The 20,232-nt window shown below is 75.6% G+C and carries 18 protein-coding genes; 10 read left to right on the forward strand and 8 right to left on the reverse strand.

Features of this window, described 5'->3' with window-relative positions; translation table 11 throughout:
- Nucleotides 1-103: 103 nt before the first annotated feature.
- Nucleotides 104-1,360, reverse strand: coding sequence for a kynureninase (gene kynU, locus CHB98_RS08720; protein WP_089305175.1), 1,257 nt, complete (start codon nucleotides 1,358-1,360; stop codon nucleotides 104-106).
- A gap of 38 nt (nucleotides 1,361-1,398) precedes the next feature.
- Here kynU and CHB98_RS08725 point away from each other — a divergent pair, with 38 nt between their 5' ends.
- The 3 genes from CHB98_RS08725 to CHB98_RS08735 all read left to right on the forward strand — a co-directional run bounded on the left by CHB98_RS08725 (nucleotide 1,399) and on the right by CHB98_RS08735 (nucleotide 3,749).
- On the forward strand, nucleotides 1,399-2,823 hold the full coding sequence (locus CHB98_RS08725; RefSeq protein WP_089305176.1) for an amidase: 1,425 nt from the start codon (nucleotides 1,399-1,401) through the stop codon (nucleotides 2,821-2,823).
- 22 nt (nucleotides 2,824-2,845) lie between these two features.
- Nucleotides 2,846-3,226 (forward strand): aa3-type cytochrome oxidase subunit CtaJ, encoded by a 381-nt coding sequence (gene ctaJ / locus CHB98_RS08730; protein ID WP_089305177.1) that lies wholly within the window; start codon nucleotides 2,846-2,848, stop codon nucleotides 3,224-3,226.
- A gap of 103 nt (nucleotides 3,227-3,329) precedes the next feature.
- A complete protein-coding gene (locus tag CHB98_RS08735; protein WP_089305178.1) occupies nucleotides 3,330-3,749 on the forward strand; it encodes a DUF5130 family protein in 420 nt (139 codons plus the stop codon).
- 76 nt (nucleotides 3,750-3,825) lie between these two features.
- Here CHB98_RS08735 and CHB98_RS08740 read toward each other — a convergent pair whose 3' ends face one another.
- Together CHB98_RS08740 and mmsB are read right to left on the reverse strand one after the other, a co-directional pair.
- Nucleotides 3,826-5,220, reverse strand: a complete 1,395-nt coding sequence (locus CHB98_RS08740) for an MFS transporter (protein ID WP_089305179.1) — start codon at nucleotides 5,218-5,220, stop codon at nucleotides 3,826-3,828.
- A gap of 44 nt (nucleotides 5,221-5,264) precedes the next feature.
- Complete coding sequence (gene mmsB, locus CHB98_RS08745) at nucleotides 5,265-6,167, reverse strand: 3-hydroxyisobutyrate dehydrogenase (protein ID WP_089305180.1); 903 nt, start codon at nucleotides 6,165-6,167, stop codon at nucleotides 5,265-5,267.
- 220 nt (nucleotides 6,168-6,387) lie between these two features.
- Between mmsB and CHB98_RS08750 the strand changes: the two genes are divergently transcribed.
- Nucleotides 6,388-7,293, forward strand: coding sequence for a LysR family transcriptional regulator (locus tag CHB98_RS08750; protein ID WP_218822299.1), 906 nt, complete (start codon nucleotides 6,388-6,390; stop codon nucleotides 7,291-7,293).
- A gap of 5 nt (nucleotides 7,294-7,298) precedes the next feature.
- Here the strand turns inward: CHB98_RS08750 and CHB98_RS08755 are convergent, their stop codons facing one another.
- Together CHB98_RS08755 and pepN are read right to left on the reverse strand one after the other, a co-directional pair.
- Entirely contained in the window at nucleotides 7,299-8,834 is a 1,536-nt protein-coding gene (locus tag CHB98_RS08755) for an aldehyde dehydrogenase family protein (RefSeq protein WP_089305181.1), read from the reverse strand.
- 132 nt (nucleotides 8,835-8,966) lie between these two features.
- Nucleotides 8,967-11,519, reverse strand: coding sequence for an aminopeptidase N (gene pepN, locus CHB98_RS08760; protein ID WP_089305182.1), 2,553 nt, complete (start codon nucleotides 11,517-11,519; stop codon nucleotides 8,967-8,969).
- Between the two features lie 109 nt (nucleotides 11,520-11,628).
- On the opposite strand from pepN, the gene CHB98_RS08765 reads away from it, so the two are divergent.
- Both CHB98_RS08765 and CHB98_RS08770 read left to right on the forward strand, forming a co-directional pair.
- Nucleotides 11,629-12,291 carry a mycothiol-dependent nitroreductase Rv2466c family protein gene (locus CHB98_RS08765; RefSeq protein ID WP_089305183.1) on the forward strand — a complete coding sequence of 221 codons (663 nt, stop codon included), beginning with the start codon at nucleotides 11,629-11,631 and terminating at the stop codon, nucleotides 12,289-12,291.
- Between the two features lie 19 nt (nucleotides 12,292-12,310).
- Nucleotides 12,311-12,685 carry an SDR family NAD(P)-dependent oxidoreductase gene (locus tag CHB98_RS08770; protein WP_089305184.1) on the forward strand — a complete coding sequence of 125 codons (375 nt, stop codon included), beginning with the start codon at nucleotides 12,311-12,313 and terminating at the stop codon, nucleotides 12,683-12,685.
- Here the strand turns inward: CHB98_RS08770 and CHB98_RS08775 are convergent.
- Nucleotides 12,678-13,451 carry an MBL fold metallo-hydrolase gene (locus CHB98_RS08775; RefSeq protein ID WP_245821023.1) on the reverse strand — a complete coding sequence of 258 codons (774 nt, stop codon included), beginning with the start codon at nucleotides 13,449-13,451 and terminating at the stop codon, nucleotides 12,678-12,680. The genes CHB98_RS08770 and CHB98_RS08775 overlap by 8 nt on opposite strands.
- On the reverse strand, nucleotides 13,448-14,116 hold the full coding sequence (locus CHB98_RS08780) for a DUF429 domain-containing protein (protein ID WP_089305185.1): 669 nt from the start codon (nucleotides 14,114-14,116) through the stop codon (nucleotides 13,448-13,450). Before CHB98_RS08780 ends, CHB98_RS08775 begins: the two co-directional genes overlap by 4 nt.
- Before the next feature lie 26 nt (nucleotides 14,117-14,142).
- Here CHB98_RS08780 and CHB98_RS08785 point away from each other — a divergent pair, with 26 nt between their 5' ends.
- Genes CHB98_RS08785 through CHB98_RS21565 form a run of 3 tightly spaced genes read left to right on the forward strand, consistent with a single transcriptional unit; the run spans nucleotide 14,143 to nucleotide 17,053 of the window.
- Nucleotides 14,143-14,631, forward strand: coding sequence for a ribose-5-phosphate isomerase (locus CHB98_RS08785; protein WP_089305186.1), 489 nt, complete (start codon nucleotides 14,143-14,145; stop codon nucleotides 14,629-14,631).
- Nucleotides 14,628-15,119, forward strand: a complete 492-nt coding sequence (locus tag CHB98_RS21560; protein ID WP_089305187.1) for a maleylpyruvate isomerase N-terminal domain-containing protein — start codon at nucleotides 14,628-14,630, stop codon at nucleotides 15,117-15,119. The genes CHB98_RS08785 and CHB98_RS21560 overlap by 4 nt, the downstream gene beginning before the upstream one ends.
- Complete coding sequence (locus CHB98_RS21565; protein WP_179224332.1) at nucleotides 15,113-17,053, forward strand: hypothetical protein; 1,941 nt, start codon at nucleotides 15,113-15,115, stop codon at nucleotides 17,051-17,053. The genes CHB98_RS21560 and CHB98_RS21565 overlap by 7 nt, the downstream gene beginning before the upstream one ends.
- Before the next feature lie 84 nt (nucleotides 17,054-17,137).
- Here CHB98_RS21565 and CHB98_RS08805 read toward each other — a convergent pair whose 3' ends face one another.
- Nucleotides 17,138-18,379 carry a GNAT family N-acetyltransferase gene (locus tag CHB98_RS08805; RefSeq protein ID WP_089305190.1) on the reverse strand — a complete coding sequence of 414 codons (1,242 nt, stop codon included), beginning with the start codon at nucleotides 18,377-18,379 and terminating at the stop codon, nucleotides 17,138-17,140.
- A 146-nt stretch (nucleotides 18,380-18,525) separates the two neighbouring features.
- On the opposite strand from CHB98_RS08805, the gene CHB98_RS08810 reads away from it, so the two are divergent.
- Nucleotides 18,526-20,163, forward strand: a complete 1,638-nt coding sequence (locus CHB98_RS08810) for an MDR/zinc-dependent alcohol dehydrogenase-like family protein (RefSeq protein ID WP_089305191.1) — start codon at nucleotides 18,526-18,528, stop codon at nucleotides 20,161-20,163.
- Nucleotides 20,164-20,232 lie beyond the last annotated feature (69 nt).

Below are 20,232 nucleotides of genomic sequence, written 5' to 3' on the forward strand. Positions count from 1 at the left end.
CCGCGGCGACGATCATGGACTCCGGGAGGCGGCGCACCGGTCGGCCTCGGCGGGTCACCTCCCGAACGCCGTGCTCGTCGCGTCGGCCCGCCCTCCGTCGGGATCAGGTCACCCGGGCGCGCACGTCGGGGTAGCCCTCGTGCGCCCCGGTGGCGAGCACCTCGCGGAGGCGGTCCATCGCGTCCCAGACGTCGGTGAAGCGGGTGTACAGCGGCGGGAGACCCAGCCGCACGCGGTCCGGGGTGCGGAAGTCCGGCACCACGCCGCGGTCGACCAGCGCCTGGGTGAGCTGCCAGGCCCGCGGGTGGGTCAGCGTGACGTGCGACCCGCGGCGGGCCGGGTCGCGCGGGGAGGCCAGCGCCACCCCGTGCGGCGCCAGCCACGCGTCGGCGAGGGCGACGACGAGCCCGCCGAGCGCCCGGCCCTTCGCCGCCAGCCGGTCCACCCCGGCCTCGGCCACCAGCCCGGCGCCCACCTCGACGGCCACCGTGGCCAGCACCGGCGGCGTCCCGACGGCGAACCGCTCGATGCCGGGCACCGGGTCGTAGGCGCGCCCCATGGCGAACTGGTCGCGCTGGCCGAACCAGCCCCAGATCGGCTGCCGCAGCTGCTCCTGCAGCTCGCGGCGCACGTAGAGGAACGCCGGCGCGCCCGGCCCGCCGTTGAGGTACTTGTAGGTGCACCCGACCGCGAGGTCCACGCCGTTCGCGGCCAGGTCGACCGGCACCGCGCCGGCGGCGTGGGAGAGGTCCCAGACGACCAGCGCGCCCACCTCCCGCGCCGCCCGGGTGGTCGCCGCGACGTCGGCCAGCGCCCCGGACCGGTAGGCGACCGCCGACAGCACGACGACGGCGACCCGCTCGTCCAGCGCGCCGGCCAGCACCGCGGGGTCCAGCCCCTCGTCCAGGTCGGCCGGGACCTCGCGCACCGTCATCCCGCGGGCCTGCGCCACCCCGGCGACCACGTAGCGGTCGGTGGGGAAGTCGTCGGCGCAGCAGACCAGCACGTCGCGGCCGGGCCGGGCGTCCGCGGCGGCGACCAGCAGCTTGTACAGGTCCACCGTGGTGGAGTCGCAGACCAGCACCTCGCCCGGGCGGGCGCCGAGGACGCCGGTGGCCAGCAGGTCGCCGACCCGGCCAGCCTGGCCGATCCACTCCCGCCACGAGCCGACCAGCCCGCGCCCCCACTCCTCCTCGACCGCCCGCGCCAGCGCCGCCGGTGTCGCCGCCGGCATCCGGCCCAGCGAGTTGCCGTCCAGGTAGAGCAGGCCGTCGGTCCCGGCACCGGCGAACCGCCCGCGGAACCCGGCCAGCGGGTCGGTGGCGTCGCAGGCCTCGGCGGCCGCGCGGGAGAGGTCCACGCCGTCCTGTCTACCCGCCGCCGCTAGCGTCGCCGACCGTGACCGCGTTGCACGACCTCACCGCGCTCGAGCAGGCCGCCGCCGTCCGCGCGGGAGAGGTGAGCCCGGTCGAGCTGGTCGAGCACGCGCTGCGCCGCATCGAGGCGCTCGACGCCGGGCTCGGCGCCTTCCTCACCCCGACCCCCGAGCGCGCCCTGGCCCGGGCCCGCCGCGCGCAGGCACGGGTGCGCGGCGGCGGCGACCTGCCCCCGCTGCTCGGCGTCCCGACCGCGATCAAGGACCTCAACAACACCGCCGGCGTCCGGACGACGTTCGGCTGCACCGTCTTCACCGACAACGTGCCCACCGTGACGGACGCCGTGGTGACCCGGCTGGCCGACGCCGGGACCATCAGCCTCGGCAAGACCAACACCCCGGAGTTCGGCTTCCCCTGCTACACCGACAACGACCTCGCCGGCCCGGCCCGCTGCCCGTGGGACCGCACCCGGTCGGCCGGCGGCTCCAGCGGGGGAGCGGCGGTCGCGGTGGCCGCCGGGATGCTGCCGTTCGCGCAGGGCAGCGACGGCGGCGGGTCCATCCGCATCCCGGCCAGCGTCAACGGGCTGGTCGGCATCAAGCCCGGCCGCGGCCGGGTGAGCAACGCGCCGCTGGGCGGCGACGTGACCGGGCTGGGCACCAACGGGCCGCTCGCGCGCACCGTGCGGGACGCCGCGGCGATGCTGGACGCCATGGCCGGGCCGGTGACCGGCGACGCGCAGTGGGCGCCGCCGCTGCCGCCGGGGGAGACGTTCCTGGCCGCGGCCGGCCGCCCGCCCGGCCGGCTGCGGATCGGCCGCTACACCGAGTCGCCCATGCCCGACGCCGGGCTGGAGCCGGCGGTGCAGGACGCCTACGAGGACGCCGCCCGGCTGCTCGCCGACCTCGGGCACGAGGTCGAGGACGTGCCCCCGGGGCTGCTCGACGGCGACGTCCTGCCCGCCTTCGAGCGGGTGTGGAGCCTGTCGGGGACGCTGCTGCCGGTGCCGCAGGCGCGCATCGGCGCGCTGCGGCCGCTGACCCGGGAGCTGCGCGCCCGCGGCCTGGCGCTGTCGGCGCAGGCGGCCATGGAGGCGCTCACCGCGCTGCGGCTGTTCGCGCGCCGCTTCCTCACCGCCACGGCCGGCTTCGACGTGCTGCTCGCGCCGGTCACCACGATGACGCCGCGCCCGCTGGGCTGGTTCGACGCCGACGGGGACGGCGCGGCGGACTTCGCGCGGCAGGAGCGGTACGCCGCGTTCACCGCGGTGTTCAACGTGACCGGCCAGCCGGCGGTGAGCGTGCCGCTGTCCTGGACGCCGGACGGGCTGCCGGTCGGCACGATGCTGGTCGGCCGTCCCGCCGACGAGGTCACGCTGGTCGCCCTGGCCGCCCAGCTGGAGGCCGCCCGCCCCTGGGCGCACCGCCATCCGCCGGGCTGGGACTGATCACGGCCGGTAGATTGAGGGGGTGACCGTCGCCGAGACCCTCCTGGTCTACGCCGGGGCTCCGCTGGCCCTGGTGCTCGTCCTGGCCCTGCTCACGCTGGTCCCCGGCCGGCGGCGCAGGACGCGCTACAAGCCCGGCCAGTCGTGGGAGCACGAGCCGGTCTGGTACGAGCCGCACCCCGCCGGCGGGGGCGGCGGCGGCCACGCGGCCACCCCGGGGACCGGCGCCGCGGCGCTGGGCTCCTCGCTGTTCCCCGAGCAGGGCGGCGAGGGCACCACCGGCCGGTCGGGCGCGGCGCAGCTCGGCGGCGACGGCCACCACGGCGCGACGCGCGCCCTGACCGCCGGGCCCTCGGCGGCGTCCGCCGCCCGCCCCCTCGGCGGCGCCCGCGGGACGTGGTGACCGCCGTGCCCGCCCCCCTCACCCCTGCGAGCCCCTCCGGAGGCCGGAAGTGACCCGCGTTCTCGATGCGACGTCGCACGACACGGCGACGACGGCCGGCACCATGCCGACCCGCGCCGACGAGTCCCAGGCCCCGGACTCGATCTTCAGCTACCAGGAGCTGCTGCGCCTGGACGAGGCGCTGACCATGTCCTCCCGGGAGACCGGGCTGCGCTTCACGCTCTACATCGGCGACCTGGGCCCGCAGACCCGCTCCCGCGCCGAGGAGCTCTTCGAGCGCTCCGCGCACTCCGCCCACGAGCTGGCCGACGCGGTGCTGCTCGCCGTCTCGCCCGGCCAGCGGGTCGTCGAGGTGGTCACCGGTTCCGGTGCGGCCCGCCGGCTGCCCGACCGGGCGTGCGCGCTGGCCGTGCTGTCGATGACCAACGCCTTCGCCTCCGGCGACCTGGTCGGCGGCATCGTCAACGGGCTGCGCCAGCTGTCCGACCAGGCCGGCCACCCGCGGGGCCTGCGCACCCACTAGGAGCCCCCCGGGCCCGTCCGGGCCCACCGTCGCGGGTCCTGGCTCACTGCCGGCAGTGAGCCAGGACCCGCGACCGTCAGACGCGCTCGGCGCGCATCCGCAGCAGGTCCTCGCGGTCGATCGCGACGAGCGAGGCGCCCTTGGTCTCCCGCATGGCGAGCGCGGCCACCAGGCTCACGGCTGCTGCCAGCGTGACGTAGATCGCGATCGGCACCCAGCTGTTGTACTCGTTCAACAGCCAGGTGGCGATCAGCGGCGCCCAGGAGCCGGCCACGATGGCGGTGGCCTGGTAGCCGATCGAGACGCCCGAGTAGCGCATCCGGGTCGGGAACATCTCCGCCATGATCGCGGGCTGGCCGGCGTACATCAGGCCGTGCGCGATGAGGCCGAGCACGATCGCGCCGAGGATCGCGACGGAGGTCTGGGTGTCGAACATCGGGAAGGCGATGAACGGCCAGACCGCGGTGGCGAGCACGCCCGAGATGTACACCGGGCGCCGCCCGATCCGGTCACCCGCCGCTCCGATGAACGGGATGATCACCGCGTGCAGCGCGTGGCCGATCAGCAGCAGGAACAGGATCCGGTCGGTGTTGACCCCGATGAACGCCAGGTAGGTGATCGAGAAGGTCACCACGATGTAGTAGACGATGTTCTCGGCGAAGCGCACGCCCATGGCGGTGAAGACGCCGCGGGGGTAGTGCTTGAACACCTCGACCAGGCCGTAGCCGGCCTCCGCCTCCTTCTCGGCCTGCTCGCGGGCGGCCTTGAAGGTCGGCGAGTCCGAGACCTGGGTGCGGATGTAGTAGCCGATGACCACGATCACCACCGACAGCCAGAAGCCGATCCGCCAGCCCCAGGCCAGGAACTGCTCGTCGCTGAGGGTGAAGCTGAGCACCAGCAGGACGATGGTGGCGAGCAGGTTGCCCAGGGGGACGCCGGCCTGAGGCCAGGAGCCCCAGAAGCCGCGGCTCTTGTTCGGGCTGTGCTCGGCCACGAGCAGGACCGCGCCACCCCACTCGCCGCCGAGGGCGAAGCCCTGGATGAAGCGCAGGGTGACCAGCAGGATGGGAGCCCAGTACCCGATGGTGGCGAACCCGGGCAGGCAGCCCATCAGGAAGGTGGCGCTGCCGATGAGGATCAGCGAGAACTGCAGCAGCGACTTCCGGCCGATGCGGTCACCGATGTGGCCGAACACGATGCCGCCCAGCGGGCGGGCGACGAATCCGACGGCATACGTGGCGAACGCGGCGATGACGCCGTCCAGCTCGTTGCCCGTGTCGGGGAAGAACAGCTGCCCGAAGACCAGGGTGGCGGCGGTGCCGTAGAGGAAGAACTCGTACCACTCGACCACGGTGCCGGCCATGGAGGCACCGACGACCTTGCGCAGGTAGGGCAGGTCGGCCTCGTGCTCGTGCTCGACCCGGAGGCTGGGGTCCAGCGCCCCCTCGTCGGTGGGCGGGCGGTCGGACATCAGGGGCGCTCCTCGCTGTCGATGCGGCCGTCGGTGACCCGGGGTCAGCCCGCCGGGGCGTCCAGGGACCCGTCGACCTGCCGCACCAGCACGGTGCAGTCCCGGTCCGCCTGGCCGGCGTCGACCAGGGCGGCCATGGCGTCGCGGGCCCGGGTGACGAAGGGCAGCGACGTGCCGGTGGACTCTCCGGCGTTGACGGCCAGGCCCAGGTCCTTGTGCAGCAGGGCGACCGAGAAGCCGCCCTCGAAGTCGCGGTTGACCGCTGCGCTCTCCACGACGCCCTTCTCGGGGTACCAGGTGCGCAGCACCCAGGAGTCGCCGGAGGAGCTCGCGGCGATCGAGTGGAAGGTGGCCGGGTCCAGGCCCAGGCGCTTGGACAGGACGGCGGCCTCGCAGGTCACGCCGAGGATGACGCCGCACATCATGTTGTTGACGATCTTCGCGGCCTGCCCGTTGCCGGCGTCGCCCGCGTGCACCACTCGGCCGCCGAGCACCTCCAGGTGCGGGCGGGCCTCCTCCAGGTCCTCCGCGCGGCCGCCGACCATGATCGTCAGGGTGCCGGCCGCGGCGCCGGAGACGCCGCCGGAGACCGGTGCGTCCAGGAACCGGGCGCCCGCGTCGGTGGTGGTCCGGTGCAGCTCGCGGGCCAGGTCGATGTCGATCGTCGACTCGTCGACGACCAGGGTGCCCGGGCGGACGTTGGCCAGCACGCCGTCGGGAGCGGTGAGGACCTCCCGGACGTGCTCGCCGCGCGGCAGCATGGTGAAGACGATGTCGGCGTCGCGCACCGCGTCCGCGACGCTGCCGACCACCTCGACGCCCTGCCCGGCCGCCGCGCGCCCGGCCGCCTCGCTGATGTCGTGGCCACGCACCGCGGTCCCCGCCGCGACCAGGTTCGCGGCCATCGGGCCGCCCATGTTCCCCAAGCCGATCCAGGCCACGCTCATCGGGACTCCTCCGCTCCGTCGCCGGCCACCCCGGCGTCGCCGCACGGTCGCGCCACCGGCCGAGTGGCCGGCCGACCCGGTGGCGCATCATCGTGGGCACGAACCGATTGATGTGACCATGCTCACTTGCACACGGGGGTCGTGCAGAATCGCACAACGACGGTCGCCGTCCCCCGGGGACGACGCCGTCGCGCCGCTCACGGACAGGAGGAGGAGCCGGGTGCTGCGCGCTGATGACACGGTGGTGCTGCTCGAGGTGGCCCGGTGCGGGACGCTGCTGGGCGCGGCCACGGCCCTGGGGGTCGACCACTCCACGGTCTCCCGGCGCCTGACCGGGCTGGAGCGGGAGCTCGGCGGCACCGTCGTCGTCCGCTCCGCCCAGGGCTGCCGGCTCACCGAGCTCGGCCGCGAGGTGGTGGCGGCGGCCGAACGCATCGAGCAGGCCCTGGCCGACGTGCGCTGCCGGGCGCAGGACCCGGCGGGCACCTCGCCGCTGAGCGGTCTGGTGCAGGTCAGCTCCACCGAGGCGTTCGGCGTCCACTTCGTCGCCCCGGTGCTGGCCCGGCTGCAGCACCGGCACCCCGAGCTGCACGTCGAGCTGGTGACCGCGACCCGCCCGCTGCTGCAGACGGTGGGCGCCGACATCGAGGTCGTCGTCGGCCAGCCGGGAACCGGCCGGGGCAACACCGCCCGGCTGACCGAGTACCGGATCGGCATGTACGCCGCCCCCGACTACCTGCGGCGCCGGGGGGTGCCGCGCTCGCCGCACGACCTCGGCGACCACACGCTGGTCTTCTACATCGAGCCGCTGATGCGGATCACCGACCTGCACATCATCCAGCGGTACTTCCCGGACTCCACGATCGGCTTCGCCTCGACCAACGTGTTCGCCCACGTCGAGGCCACCAAGGCCGGCAGCGGCATCGGCCTGCTGCCGGCCTTCCTCGGGGACCGCGAACCCGGCCTGACCCGGCTGTTCCCCGACGAGGTGTCCATCCCGCTGGACTACCTGGTCTCCCTCGCGCCGCGCGTGCTGCGCCGCCCCGCGGCCCACCTGGTCGTGGAGGAGCTGGGCCGGGAGGTCGCCCGGCGCCGGTGCGAGCTGGTGGGCCGCACCGGCGCCTGAGCGGCTCAGGGGGTGGCGGTGCGCTTCTGGGTCGCCGTCCCCGGGTTGACCTTCACGTTGATCTGCTTGATCTGGGTGAAGGACTCCAGCATGCCCTCGAGGGAGAACTCCCGGCCGATGCCGGACTCCTTGACCCCGCCGTAGGACTGCCCGACCATCTGCCCGCCGCCCTGGTTCACCTGGACCCACCCGGACTCGATCCGGTGCGCGGCGGTCAGTGCCCGGCCCAGGTCGTTGCACCACACGAAGGCGGCCAGGCCGTAGTGGCTGTCGTTCGCCATGGCCAGCACCTCCTCGTCGTCGCGCCACGGGATGACCACCATGACCGGGCCGAAGATCTCCTCCCGGGCCAGGCGCCAGGAGTTGTCGGCCCGGGAGAAGACGGTCGGCCCGAGGTAGAACCCGTCGAGGCCGCTGGGCACCTGCCCGGAGCCGTCCAGGGCGACCGACACGTCGTCGCGCGCCCGGCCCTCGGCCACGTAGCCGGTGACCCGGTCGAACTGGTCCTGGTTGATCAGCGCGCCCATGTCGGTGGCCTCGTCCAGCGGGTCGCCGACCACCATCTGCTGCAGCCGGGCGACCGCCCGGTCGAGGAACTCGTCGTAGACGTCCTCGTGCAGGAACAGCCGGGAGCCGGCGGTGCAGCTCTGCCCCTGCCGGGTGAACCGCATCGCGGTCAGCACGCCCTCGACGGTGGCGTCGTCGCAGGAGTCCGGCCACACGATGCTCGGGCTCTTGCCGCCGAGCTCCAGGGAGACCGGCGCGAGCCGCTGCCCGGCCACGCCGCCGACGATCCGGCCGACCTCCGTGGAGCCGGTGAAGGACACCTTGTCCACGCCCGGGTGGGCGGTGATCGCCGCGCCGCAGTCCTCGCCGAAGCCGGTGAGCACGTTGAGCACGCCCGGGGGCAGGTGCGCCGCGCACAGCTCGGCCAGCCGCAGGATGGTCAGCGGCGCGTCCTCGGCGGCCTTGACCACCATCGTGTTCCCCGCGGCGAGCGCGGCGGGGATCTTCATCCCGGCGATCATCAGCGGGGAGTTCCACGGCAGGATCGCGCCGACCACGCCGACGGGCTGGCGGACGCTGTACTGCAGCTGCCCCTCGCCGGCCGGCAGCACGACGCCCTTGACCTCCGTGGCGACGCCGCCGAAGTAGCGGAACAGGTGCGCGAGGGTCTGGCTCTCCGGGCGGGCCTGGGTGCGCAGCGCGTTGCCGGTGTCCTGGGCGGTGAGCCGGGCCAGCTCCTCGGCGTGCGCGTACAGGTCGTCGGCGATGGCCAGCAGCGCCTTCTGCCGGGCGGTCGCCGGCAGGGCGGCCCAGCCGGGGAGGGCCGCGCGGGCGGCCCGGACGGCGCGGTCGACGTCGGGGGCGTCGGCGCGCGGGACCCGGCCGAGCACCGTGCCGCGGCGGGACGGCGAGGTGACGTCCGTCCAGCGGCCGTCGAGGGCCTCGACCCACTCACCGCCGATGTACATGCCCCAGTCGCGACCGGTCCGGTCGCCCGGGGTCGCCTGCGAGGTGGGGGGTGCGTCGACCGACATGGGGTCCCTCTCCGTTGGGGGTTGGTGCTCCGGATGGTCGACGGCTGCCCGGGCGGCGGCTAGGCCCATTCGTGCCCATCCCCTGTGCGCTGGTGCACACGCGGGGTCCCGGGGCCGCGCCGTCGCGCCGGGTCAGCCGCTCTCGGCGGCGTCCCGCTCCCGGGCGCGCAGCGACCGGGCGATGCCGTCGCGGCCCTCGGCGACCAGGCGGCGCAGCGGCGCGGGGTGGTCGCCGTCGGCCAGCCAGGCGTCGGCGGCCTGCACGGTGCGCAGCTCGACCACCGGCGGGAAGAGGTACTGCACCGCGTTCTTGGCCACCTCGCCGGGGCGGCGGTCCCACAGCGGGCGGATGTCGGCGAAGTAGCGGTCCACGTAGCCGGCGGTGAGCGCCCGCTGGGCCGGGTGCCAGAAGCCCTGCAGCATCGCCTCGTGGATCGCGTTCGGGAGGGAGTCGTCGGTGAAGGCCCGCGTCCAGGCCTCCTCCTTGGCCTCCGGCGTCGGCCGCAGCGCCTGGGCGGTCGCGGCCCGCCGGGCGCCGGTCGCGGTGGGGTCGCGCTGCTCCTCCGCGGTGATCTCGGCGTCCCCGGCGGCGCCGATCGCGACCAGCCCGTTGAGGAACGCCCAGCGGGCGTCGGCGTCCACCGGCAGCCCCTCGACCACCCGCGAGCCGTCGAGCAGCCCGCGCAGCACGGCGGCGTGCTCCTCGATGCGGGCCGCGGCGGCGAAGGTGCGCGACCACTGCAGCTGCACGTCGCTGCCGGGCTCGGCGCCCTCCAGCGCGGCCAGCGCCCTGTCCGCCAGCGCCCGCCAGCCGGTGTCGGCCCAGCGCGGGTCGGCGTAGCTGGCCAGCGCGGACTGCACCCGGGACAGCAGCGACTGCACCACGCTGATCTCGGTCTCGGCGTCCACCCCGGCCAGCACGAGGGCCACCCAGTCGCGGGCCGGCAGCTCGGCGTCCCGGGTCATGTCCCAGGCCGCCGACCAGCACAGCGCGCGCGGCAGGGAGTCCGGCATCGTGGCGATCGCCCGCTGCAGGGTGGCCAGCGACCGGTCGTCGAGCCGCAGCTTGGCGTAGGTCAGGTCGTCGTCGTTGACCAGGACCAGGTCCGCGGCCGGTGTGCCGACCAGCTCGGGCACCTCGGTCCGCTCGCCGTCGACGTCCAGCTCGACGCGGTGCGTGCGGGTCAGCCCGTCCGGCCCGGCGGTGTAGAGGCCCACGGCCAGCCGGTGCCGGCGCAGCACCGGGTGCTCGGGGACGGCGGTCTGCGTGATCGCGAACGCGGTGTACCGGCCGTCGTCGGAGAGCTCCAGGACCGGCCGCAGCGTGTTCACCTGGCTGGTCTGCAGCCACTGCCGCGTCCACTCCGACAGGTCGCGGCCGGTGGCCTCCGACAGCGGGTCGAGCAGGTCGGCCAGCGTGGTGTTGCCCCAGGCGTGCTCGCGGAAGTAGCGGCGGATGCCGGCCAGGAACTGCTCGCGGCCGACGTAGGCGACCAGCTGCTTGAGCACCGAGGCGCCCTTGGCGTAGGTGATGCCGTCGAAGTTCACCTCCACCGCGGCGACGTCGACCATGTCGGCGGCGATCGGGTGGGTGGAGGGCAGCTGGTCCTGCGCGTAGGCCCACGCCTTCTCGGTGTTGGCGAACGTCGTCCAGGCGGTCGTGTACTCGGTGGCCTCGGCCTGGCAGAGCGTGGAGATGTAGGTGGCGAAGGACTCGTTGAGCCACAGGTCGTCCCACCAGCGCATCGTCACCAGGTCGCCGAACCACATGTGCGCCAGCTCGTGCAGCACCGTCTCCGCGCGCCGCTCGTACCTGGCCCGCGTGGCCCGGGACCGGAAGACGTAGTCCTCCAGGAAGGTCACCGCGCCGGCGTTCTCCATCGCCCCGGCGTTGAACTCCGGCACGAACAGCTGGTCGTACTTGTCGAACGGGTACGGGACGTCGAAGACGCGGTGGTAGAAGTCGAAGCCCTGCTTGGTGACCCGGAACAGCTCGTCGGGGTCCAGGTGCTGCGCCAGCGACGCGCGGCAGTACAGCCCCAGCGGGATGCCCTCGTGGCAGTCGGTGACCCGGGCGTAGGGGCCGGCGACCAGCGCCAGCAGGTAGGTCGACAGCCGCTCGGTGGGCGCGAAGTGCACCAGCTGGGCGCCGCCCGGGCCGGCCTCGACGGTGCGCCCGCCGGTGTTGGACACCACCTGCCAGTCGAACGGCGCGGTGACGTGCACGGTGTAGGTGGCCTTGAGGTCGGGCTGGTCGAAGCAGGTGAACACCCGCTTGGCGTCGGCCGGCTCGAAGTGGGTGTAGAGGTAGACCTGCCCGTCCTCGGGGTCGACGAAGCGGTGCAGCCCCTCGCCGGAGTTGGAGTACCGGCAGTCGGCCTCCACCACCAGGGTGTTCTCCGCGGCCAGCCCGGGCAGCGGCAGGCCCCCCGCCTCGCTGTACGTGGACACGTCGAGCGGGACCCCGTTGAGCGTCGCGGAGCGGACGGTCTCGGCGACCAGGTCGATGGAGGTGTCCGCACCCGGCTCCCGGCAGGTGAACCGCACCGTCGTCGTCGACCCGAAGGTGTGCTCGCCCGGGCGGCCCGCACCGTCGGTGAGGTCGAACCGGAGGTCGTAGGTGTCGACCGCCAGCAGCCGGGCTCGGGCGGCGGCGTTCTCGCGGGTCAGGTTGGGGGCGGCCACGCAGGGCAGCTTCCCACGGGGGCTCCGGCCCCACCCGGACCCGGTTGAGGGAACAACCACCGTGCCGCCCGACTTGAGGCTGCACACCGACCGACAGCGAGGAGACACCGTGACCGAGGCAGTGCAGAGTGCGCCGGCGAAGGCCCGCGTGGACTTCTGGTTCGACCCGCTGTGCCCGTGGGCGTGGCTGACCAGCCGCTGGGTGCTGGAGGCGGCCAAGGTCCGCGACATCGACCTGCGCTGGCACGTCATGTCCCTGGCGGTGCTCAACCGCGGCCGGGACCTGCCGGAGGACTACCAGGAGATGATGCGCAAGGCGATCGGCCCGGTGCGGGTGGCCGTCGCCGCGGCCCAGCAGCACGGCGAGGAGGTCCTCGGCGACCTCTACACCGCCATGGGCACGCTGCGCCACCACGAGGGCCGCGAGATCGACGAGATCGTCGCCCCGGCGCTCGAGCGCGTAGGCCTGCCCGCCGAGCTGGCGCAGGCCGCCGGCTCCACCGAGTACGACGAGGCCCTGGAGAAGAGCCACCACGCGGGCATGGACCCGGTCGGGGACGACGTCGGCACCCCGGTCATGCACATCGACGGCGTGGCGTTCTTCGGCCCGGTGATCAGCCGGGTGCCCACCGGCGAGGCGGCCGGCACGGCCTTCGACGGCGCCGTCCTGCTGGCCAACCTGCCGGACTTCTGGGAGCTCAAGCGGACCCGCACCTCGGGCCCCGACCTGGACTCCGTCCCGGCCGACGCCCTGGAGCTCACCCGCCGCTGAGGGGCGGCATGCTGGCGGGGTGCCCCGCCCCGTCCGCCGTGGCTCCGGGCACCTCGTCGTCGTCTCCCCGGTCGCCTCGGTGCGCGGGATGAGCGGCTCACGGGCGGCGTACGGGGCCAGCAAGGCGGCGCTCAACTCCTTCGCCGAGGCGGTCCGGGCCGACGTCCTCGGCACCGGGATCCGGGTGACCACCGTGCTGCCGGGTCACATCGCCACCGACCTGGACGCCGGCCGGCGCGGGCCGTCCACCGTCGACCTGGACACCGGCGTCGACGCGCTCACCGCCGCCGTCGAGCGTGAGCCGGCGCACGCCTACGTGCCGGGGTGGCCGTCGCGGCCGGTCGCGGCCGCGCTGCGGGTGCTGCCGCTGCCCGTCCTGCGCCGCATCACCTGAGGCGGCCGGCGGCCTGGCGCATGGTCGCCGGGTCGTAGGGGCCGGCGTCGAGCCGCCCGGCGCGGACGGCGGCCAGCACCGCGAGCAGCTCCTCCCGCTGGGCGCCCACGAACGCCGCATCGACCACCGCGCCGTGCCCGGGGACGACCGGCCCGCGGGCGAGGGCGTGCAGGCGGCCCAGGGTCGCCGGCCACTCGGCGGGGAAGGCGTCCTCGAAGGACGGCGGCGCGCCCTCCTCCACCAGGTCGCCGGCGAAGACCACCGTCGCGTCGCCGTCCGCCTCGACCTCGACGACCAGGTCGTGGGCGGTGTGCCCGCGGCCGAGCTGCAGCAGCACCACCTCGCGGCCGCCGACGTCGAGCACCGCCGTGCCGTCGACCACGGCGTCGGGCGGGTCCAGCGGGGCCCGCCGCACCCGCTCCGCGGCGTCCTCGTCACCGTCGGCGAGCAACTCGGCCACCCGGGCGGCGCGCTGGCCCTCGCCGCTGGCGAGCAGCTCGGCGGCGCACCCGCGCGCGCCCCACACCGCCGCCGGCCGGAACGCGGCGTTGCCGAAGCAGTGGTCGAAGTGGGCGTGCGTGTTGACCACCGTCCACGGGTGCGGCGTGACCCGGCGGACGGCGGCCACCAGGTCGGCGGCCTCGCCGAGGTCGGAGCGGGTGTCCACGACCAGGCAGGCGCCGTCGCCGACGACGAGGCCGCAGTTGAGGTCCAGGGCGGCGTGCCGGCGGACGAACACCCCGTCGGCCACCTCGGCGAAGGTCACCAGCAGATCCGCATCGGCCGGCCGCGGGCGTCCGTCGCGCCGTCCCCGACGCACTCCGCCGTCCCGTCGGCGATCCGCCGCGCCGACCAGGCGGCGGCGCAGGCGTCCAGCGCGTCGACGGCCGGGACGCGCGGAGGAGCGTCCAGCAGCGCACCGTCGACGTCCATGGCGAGGCGGAGGGCGGCCAGCCGTTGCGCCGTGCCGCGCGCGCTGACCTTCGGGTCGTCCACCCGATCGTCCAGCGCCCGGAAGGACAGTTCCGGGTGCACCTCGGCGACGTGCCCAGGCGGTGGGTCGCCGAGCGCGTCATCGAGGGCCTCGATGGAACGCACCAGCTGCCAGGCCTGGGCGGACAGCGACGTCCCACCGGTGGCGCGGACGGACAGGATGCGCGCCTGCGCGTAGTCGGGAGCCGCGAGCACCGCACGCACGGGGGCGGGGAACACCGAGCTGCCGGCTCTCCCCAGGCGGGCCTTGGCCTCCCTGTCGCAGGTGCGGGCGCCGTCGTCCGACAGGCCGATCGGCATGTCGATGCCGACCACCTCGACGTCCGGCACGGCGAGCACGGCGGCGACGTCCGGGAGCGCGAGCAGCCGCACCGACCGGCCGTCGAGCAGCGCTCCCACCCAGGCCCCGCGCCAGCCGTCGACACCGAGCACCGCCACCCCGGCAGCCTGACAGACTCCCCGCCATGCGCGTCTTCGTCGGCACGGACCACGCGGGCCTGGAGTTCAAGGACCACCTCAAGCAGGCGCTGGCCGACGCCGGTCACGAGCCGGTCGACTGCGGGGCGTTCGGGTACGACGCCGAGGACGACTACCCGCCGTTCTGCTTCGAGGTGGGCGAGCGGACGGTGGTCGAGCCCGGCAGCCTCGGCGTGGTCATCGGCGGCTCGGGCAACGGGGAGCAGATCGCGGCCAACAAGGTGCCCGGGGTGCGCGCGGCGCTGGTGTGGAACCGGTCGACCGCGGAGCTCGCCCGCCAGCACAACGACGCCAACGTGGTCGCGATCGGCGCCCGCCAGCACGGCGTCGAGGAGGCCACCGAGCTGGTGCTGCACTTCCTCGCGACGCCGTTCAGCGGCGAGGAGCGGCACGCCCGCCGGATCGGGCTGGTCACCGACTACGAGCAGAACCGGCACCGCCCCGCCGGCGGGCTGCCCACCCGCGCGGAGACGTGACCGGCGACGACGTCCGGGCCGCGGTCGCCGCCGCGCGGGGGCTGCTCGGCCGGGTGGGCGACGGTGCGGCCGAGGTGCCCGCGCTCGGGACCTCGGTGGCCGGCGTGGTCGCGCACGTCGCCGGGTCGCTGGCCTGGTACGCGCACGACCTGGTGGCCGGTCCGGCCGAGGTGAGCGCCGCCGACCAGGTCCGCCGCCCCGGGGCCGACCTGCCCACCCTCGTGGCCGACCTGGGTGCCTGGGGCGAGGTGCTGGCCCGGGTGGTCGACGCGTCCCCGCCGGACGAGCGCGGCTGGCACCCGGACGGCCGGCCGGACGCCTCCGGCTTCGCCGCGATGGGGTGCGCGGAGGCGCTGCTGCACGCCCACGACGTCGCCGTCGCCCTGGCGCTGCACTGGTCCCCGCCGACCGGGCCGGCCGCCGCCACGCTCGCCCGGCTGTTCCCCAGGTCGAGGAGGCCCGCCGGTACGGCACCGACTGGATGGTGATCACCGACCACGGCACCGACGCGCACGCCCGCATCGGCGTGGAGCTCACCAACCCCGACATCCGGGCCGCCCGCGCCGCGCTGCCGGACGTGCTGGTGTTCCAGGGCCTGGAGTGGAACATCCCGGCCGCCGAGCACGGCACCGTGTTCGTCGCCCCGAACGACGACGAGCTGGCCGTGCTGCAGGAGTTCGAGCAGCAGTTCGACGGCACCGTCACCGGCACCAGCGCCGGCACGCCGGCCAACGAGGCGCACGCGGTGGCCGGCATCCGGTGGCTGGGCCGGCAGATGCTGTCCGGGCGCACCCCGAGCGCGCTGTTCCTCGCCAACCACCCCGCCCGGCGGGGCATCGACAGCCCGCACGAGATCCGGGCCTGGCAGTCGGCCGACCCGCGGGTGGCCATCGGCATGGAGGGCGCGCCCGGCCACCAGGCGGCGTCCATCCCGCTGCCCGGCGGGCCGGGGGAGGCCCGCGGCTACTACGCCGGCGAGCCCGGTCCGGAGAGCTTCCCGGGCTACCCGCTGGAGTCCTACCGGACCTTCGGCGGGTTCGACTGGATGACCGCCACCGTCGGCGGGCTGTGGGACTCGCTGCTGGCCGAGGGCCGCACCTGGTTCATCACCGCCAACTCCGACTCGCACACCGTGTGGGGCGACGACCGCATCCGCCCGCCGGGCCAGGACACCCGCGAGTACTTCGACACCACCGGCCGCTACGGCGACCCGGTCTCCGGCGGCACCCCGCTCCACGACCGCGGCGACTTCTGGCCCGGTCACTACTCGCGCACCTGGGTCGGCGCCCGCCACCGCTCGTTCCGCGCGGTGATGGACGCGATGCGCGCCGGCCGGGTGTGGGTCGGGCACGGCGACCTCACCGACGGCCTGGAGGTCACCGTCGCCGGGGCCGAGCGCCGGCACCACGCGGGCCTCCCTCGGCGAGCAGGTGCGGGTGCGCCGCGGCGAGGACGTGCGGCTGACGGTGCGCATCCGCCCGCGCCGCACGCCCAACGCCAACGGCGACCTCCCGCGGCTGCGCCGGGTCGACGTCATCGCCGGGCCGATGACCGGGCCCGCGGCCGACCCCGACACCCTCACCGCGCCGGGCACCGAGGTGGTCGGGTCCTACGAGGTCGGCGGGACCGACGACATCGTCGTCGAGCACCTGTTCCGCCGGGTCGAGGAGCCGTTCTACCTGCGGCTGCGCGGCACCGACGGCAACGTCAGCGCCCCCGGCAGCATCGAGCCCCGCCAGGATCCCGTGGGCAACAGCGACCCGTGGCTGGACCTGTGGTCCTACAGCAACCCGGTCTTCGTCCGGGTGTCCTGAGCCGGGACGCGTCGGTGGGCTGCTGGGTCGCCGTCTGCGGCCCGGACGGCTCCTCGCTGCGGGCCCGCGCCGAGGTCGAGCACCGGGTGCTCGGTCTCGGCGCGGCCCTCGGCGGGGCTCCGTGGGTGGCCACCCACGTCGTCCGCGCGCCCACCGGCGGGCACCACGCCGGGTCGCTCGCCGCCACCGCCGACGCGGCGGCCGCCGCCGGGCTGGTGGCCGCCGCAGTGGGGGAGGAGCACGGCTGGGCGGTGGTCGGGGACGGCGGCGTGGAGCACGCCGGCGGCCCGGCCGAGCACCGCGGGCACGCGGCGGCGTCGGCCGCCGCGCACCGCGACCGCACGGAGGGCCGGGTGCTGCGCTTCCCCGGGCAGGACGAGCTGCCCGCGCTGCTGCCGCTGGCCGACGTCGTGCCGACGACGGTGGTCGAGGAGGTGCTGCGGGTGGACATGCCCGACGACCCCGCCCTGGTGCTGCGGACCAACGGCTACGTGCGGCTGCGGCTGGCCGGCGGGCGGGTGCAGCTGCCGGTCACGCCGTGGGACGACGGCGAGGTCTGCCCCTTCGAGCAGGCCGACTCCCACCCCTGCTGCGGAGGAGAGCACTGAGGCGGCCTCGCTGCAGGGCCCGCGCCGCGGCCCCCTCGCAGGGTCCCGCCGCGAGCGTGCGAGCGGTGGGGCGAGGGGGTCGTCTCAGAAGTGGTCGGGGCACCAGGGGGTCACCGGCCAGCGGAACGCGGTCGCGGCCTGGGTCACCGCCCCCGGGCTCACCTCGGTGACCCGCCCGGCCGCCTGCAGCGTCGCCAGCGACACCCCGCCCAGCCAGGCCGCCGCCAGCGCCTCGACGTCGAGCACCAGGTCGGGGTCGGCGTCGGTCGGCGCGCAGAAGGCGCCGGCCGGGTGGCCGACGAGCGACCATCGGCCGTCGTTCCACGGGCAGAACCGGTCGCGCACCTCGAGCACCAGGTTGAGCCGGGCCGGGTAGCGGCGGGCAGCCAGGGCCCGGCCGACGTCGACCAGGCGCACCCACAGCGCGTCGAACGGCCGGGAGTGCAGCGCCCGCGGCTCGGCCAGCAGGTGCCGCAGCGCGTCGTCCGGCGGGGCGGACCCGGCCCGCACCGTGCGCACCAGGTCCACCGACAGCAGGAACCGCCACAGCGCGGCGTACGCGGGCGGGGTCAGGCCGCGCACCTCCTCGACGTCCAGGGTGCCGTCGGGCTCCCCGTCGTCGGTCCACGCCGCGCGCACCCGGAAGGAGGCGTAGCCGGTGACCGCGCCGTCCGGCTCGGTGTGCAGCAGGAACCGCCGCTCCGAGGCGCCGCGCCGCTGGTCTGCCTCGTCACGCAGGCCGCGGTCCCACCACGGCGCGGTCCGCGTCAGGTTGCCCGGCACGGTCCGGCGCAGCCGGTCGTGCAGGCCCACCGCCGCCGCCCGGAACTCCTCGACGCCCACCTGGTCGACCCGCCCGGTGCCGAGGTCGACGTCCGGCCGCAGGGCCAGCCGGGCCGCGTCGCCGGAGAGGCCGCCGCGCCAGGTGGCGGGCGCGTAGCCGAACCGGCCGTAGATCGAGGACTCCGAGGCCCACAGCGCCGCCACCGGCTCCCGCTCCTGCTCGTGCAGCTCGGTGAGCTGGCGGCGCATCAGCGCGGTCAGCACGCCCCGGCGGCGGTGGGTGGGCGCGACGCTCACCCAGGTCACGCCGGCACACGGGACGACGGCGCCCGGCGTGGTCAGCTCCCGGCTGTAGATGCCCGCCGTCGCCACGACCCGGTCGCCGTCCCACAGCCCGAGCGAGCGGTCCAGCTCGGCGTGGGCGGGGACGGAGTCGACGAAGGACGCCGGCGGGTCCTCGCCGAACACGGTGAAGAACGCGCGGCTGAAGGCGGGCCACTCCTCGGCCGTGGCGGGGCGCAGCCGGTCGGCGATGTCGGTCACCGGAGCTGTCTACCCGGCGGGCGGGGACGGCGGCGACCGGGTTCCGGGACGCGGGTCCGGTGCGGGACCTGGTTAGGGTCGCGGGGAGCCGGGCGCCTCCACGCCGTCGTGTCCCACGACCGTGTGCCCGGCGGGGGGAGGGAGCTGTGCGCTCTCCGACGGTGCCGATCGCCCTGGCCGTGGTCCTGCTGGCCGGCGGCTGCGGCGGGGCCTCCGGCGAGGAGGCCGAGGCGGAGGCCGCCGGGGTGAGCACCTCCGCGCCCGACGCCCGGCTCACCCTGGTCGCCGACGACGACCCGGTCGCCTCGGCGGCCTCGACCAGCCGGGCGCTGTTCGACACCGCGGACGTCGCCGTGGTCGCCCGCGACGGCGACGCGGCCGGCACCCTGCTGGGCGCCTCGGCCGCCACCGGCCTCGGCGTCCCGCTGCTGCTCGAGCCGGGCGGCAACGGGTCCGCCGACGCGCTGACCGCCGAGCTGGAGCGGCTGGGGACGGCGACGGTGCTGGCCGTCGGAGAGGCGGAGGTCCCCGGTGACGGTGGGCCCGAGGTGGTCGCCGTCCCCGCCGACCCGGACGCCGTCGCCGCGGCCACCGGCCTGGAGCTCGGCGAGGCGCAGCAGGTGGACGGCGGGGCGGAGGCCGCCGCCGTCGCGGAGCTGGACCCGGAGCAGCCGGCCGCCCTGGTGGCCGGGGACGCCGCCGAGCCGCCCGCGGGCGAGGACCCGGGGGAGCTGCCCGCCGTGGAGCGGGCCGAGCCGCTGGACGGCACGGTCGTGGTGAGCACCGGCGGGCCGGAGGCCGTCGCCGGCCTGGCGACCGCCCGGGCGGCCGGGGCGCGGGTGCAGCTCACCGACGCCACCGACCCCCGCGGCTCCACCGAGCTGGTGGAGCTGCTCGGCGAGCAGCAGCCGGAGACGGTCGTGGCGCTGGGCGCCGGGTTCGGCGCCGAGGAGGGCCTGGAGTGGAAGCTGGACGCCGCGGCCAGCGGCGCGCAGCTGCCCGGCGGCGGCCAGCTGCTGTTCCCCGGGCGGATGATGATCGCGCTCTACGGCAGCACGGAGGGCCCGGCGCTCGGCGTCCTCGGCGAGCAGGGCCTGGAGGAGTCGATCGAGCGGGCGCGGAGCACGGCGGCCCCGTACGAGGAGCTGGTCGACGTCCCCGTCGTCCCGGCCTTCGAGATCATCGTGACGGTGGCGTCGTCGGCCGCGGGGCCGGACGGCAACTACTCCACCGAGCAGTCCGTCGAGGACGTGCGCCCGTGGGTCGAGGCGGCGGGGGAGGCCGGGCTGTACGTCGTCCTGGACCTGCAGCCGGGCCGCACCGACTTCCGCACCCAGGCCGAGCAGTACCGCCCGCTGCTGGAGCTGCCCCACGTCGGGCTGGCGCTGGACCCGGAGTGGCGGCTCAAGCCCGACCAGGTGCACCTGCGGCAGATCGGCCAGGTGTCGATCGACGAGGTCAACGAGGTGGTCACCTGGCTGGCCGACCTGACCCGGGAGAACGCGCTGCCGCAGAAGCTGCTGGTCCTGCACCAGTTCCAGGTGCGGATGATCCCGGAGCGGGAGCGGCTGGACACCTCCCGCGACGAGCTGGAGATCATGGTGCACGTCGACGGGCAGGGCTCCCAGCCGGCCAAGCAGGACACCTGGCGGGTGCTGCGGCAGACCGAGCCGGACGAGGTCGCCTGGGGGTGGAAGAACTTCTACGACGAGGACCTGCCGGTGCTCACCCCCGAGCAGACGGTCGAGGTCGAGCCGCGCCCGGACCTGGTCAGCTACCAGTAGCCCGATCGAGGCCCCGCGTCTCCCGTCGTGTCGGTGTCCTGTGGTCTGCTGGCGCGGCCGCACGCCGAG

The organism is Geodermatophilus pulveris (genome assembly GCF_900188375.1).
Classification (GTDB): domain Bacteria; phylum Actinomycetota; class Actinomycetes; order Mycobacteriales; family Geodermatophilaceae; genus Geodermatophilus; species Geodermatophilus pulveris.